Source organism: Micromonospora sp. DT44 (assembly GCF_049841635.1).
Taxonomy (GTDB): Bacteria; Actinomycetota; Actinomycetes; order Mycobacteriales; family Micromonosporaceae; genus Micromonospora.
In genome coordinates, this window is sequence record NZ_JBNCKS010000126.1 from 1 (window position 1) to 2080 (window position 2080).

Consider the following 2080-nt stretch of genomic DNA (forward strand, 5'->3'; position numbering starts at 1 on the left):
CGACAAGATCCCCTACCAACCACGGCCGACAGATCAGGCACCCGTCCCCGCTTGACGAAACCCATAGGGACACCCCCTGGTCCCGCGCTGCGGTGGGCCGACTTCAGATGTTGAAGCGGGACGTGTTGCCGCTCAACAGCCTGCCTTGGTCTACGTCCGGCGAGCAGGCTATCGTCCGCTGCGTGAGTGAAACCCCGCTGTCCGATGTCATGTCGGAGCACGCGGAAACCAAGACCCCAGAGAGCTATGAGCGCTTTCTCAGGCTTTTCCGGTCCTCCACCGTCGGCATTGTGGCTACCGGGGTGGACGCCCATGGCGCGCAAGTGCAGATCGCCGACGGCAACCTTGGCGCGGGCAGCACCACTCACGGCGACGGACGGACACGCTTGCTGGCATACGCCGATCCCGAAGCGGCACTACGCAACTTTGGTCCCCGGTTCAACGCAGGCGTGTCGGGCGAGGTTCTCCTCCAGATGGCCACGACCGACCCCGACTGTGAAGGCGTTCTCGTCAACAGCGCCGTCTGCGAGATCAGTCTGGTCATCAGCAAGTCAGCCGCCCAGTCCCTACTGACGCCGACTACCACCGAAGCGCCGGGCCGGCGGCCTTGGTGGAAGCGCGGTTAAGGGCCGGCATCGCACCCTCAGGCAGCCAATTCATCTCGTTTCGTCGGCGGCCAACCTGCCGCCCCTAGGCTCCTCGATCCCCTCAGGGTCGAGGGCGGTAGCGGCTGGGACGCCCAACTCTTTGATGATCTGGGCCTTCTTCACGCGAGCGGCGGCAACCTCCACCGCTGCCGCCTCTTCAGGCCTGGGCTGACGCACCGGGCGCGGGCAGGCGCTCTGCCGCATCCGATGCTATGCCGACCACCGGTCTCCGGGAACGGCCGACCGAACGCCGGGGTAGGCGCGATGCTGGAACCGAACGGCAGTCGATCGGCTGACACGTGCGGAGGTGGCAACGCATGCCCGACGATTCCCGACACCAGCAGGCCCTCGACACCGCGGAACGCCTCCTCGGCCAACCGTTGACCCTGCCGCTGGCCGACGGGGAACCCGCGGTCGGTCAGGACTTCCGGCGGCTGGCGACCGAGCACACCTTCGGCGACTCGTGGCCGCGACCGGGCCTGGACCTGCGGAGCCGTTGCCTGATCTCGGTGGCCGTCGCGGCGGCGCTGGGCACCCACGAGCCGCTGCGGGGGCAGTTGCGCATCGCGCTGACGTCCGGCGTGACCAAGGAGGAGATCGTCGAGCTCTTCATCCACCTGGAGGCGTACGCCGGGGCGGCCAGGGCGTTCGACAGCTACCAGGTGGCCGCGGCGGTCTTCGGCGAGCACCGCTGATTACGCTGCCACCATCCGGTCTGCCGCCGACCCGGAATCCGCGGCGCCGCTTGATCCGGGGTGCGGGCCGCGGTGTCTATGTAAGCAACCCGCGGATCACGCTGGAAACCTAAGTCAACTGGCTGCCGAAGAAGGATCGCCCACGTGGCCTGGTGGGCAACCTTCTGCGGCAGGCAGACGGCAAGCGGCGGGAACCTCTCCCGGCCAAGATCGGATCTAGATTGTGCCCTGGCTGTACCCGATGATCTTCGCCCGGCGTTGTTGCAGCTCAGGAGGGGTTAAGGGTGGGCCGCCAGGGACTCGAACCCTGAACCTATGGATTAAAAGTCCACAGCTCTGCCATTGAGCTAGCGGCCCGCGCGCTCAGGTTACCTGACAGTCAGCGATGCCGGCTCTCGGCTTCCGGCCGGCCGTCGATGCCCTCGCCAGCGCACGTCATCGACACAAGATTGGCGATTTGGCGGTGTCCGGGGCAGGGGATGGCTCCAGGTCGGCCATGTGGAGTGGATCAAGCGGCGAGCGGCGGAATGGATCAAGCGGCGAGCGGACGTGCATGGCGAGGGGCGGCCGGGGAATTGGTATCGGCATGACGGCGAACGGGAGCCCGGCCGTGGCCGCTCCGGGGAGGAGATCGGGCCGGACGGCGTACGTCAGCCGGCCGGGGGGGGTGTCCCTATGGGTTTCGTCAAGCGGGGACGGGTGCCTGATCTGTCGGCCGTGGTTGGTAGGGGATCTTGT

General features: G+C 67.3%; 2 protein-coding genes and 1 tRNA gene. 2 read left to right on the plus strand and 1 reads right to left on the minus strand.

The annotated features are described in order from the left end of the window. Positions 1-182 precede the first annotated feature (182 nt). A complete protein-coding gene (locus ACLQ25_RS32525) occupies positions 183-626 on the plus strand; it encodes an SseB family protein (protein WP_425734559.1) in 444 nt (147 codons plus the stop codon). Between the two features lie 338 nt (positions 627-964). Next, positions 965-1342, plus strand: a complete 378-nt coding sequence (locus ACLQ25_RS32530) for a carboxymuconolactone decarboxylase family protein (protein WP_425734560.1) — start codon at positions 965-967, stop codon at positions 1340-1342. Positions 1343-1627: 285 nt separating this feature from the next. Here the strand turns inward: ACLQ25_RS32530 and ACLQ25_RS32535 are convergent. After that, positions 1628-1699: transfer RNA gene (locus ACLQ25_RS32535), tRNA-Lys, on the minus strand. Between the last annotated feature and the right edge of the window lie 381 nt (positions 1700-2080).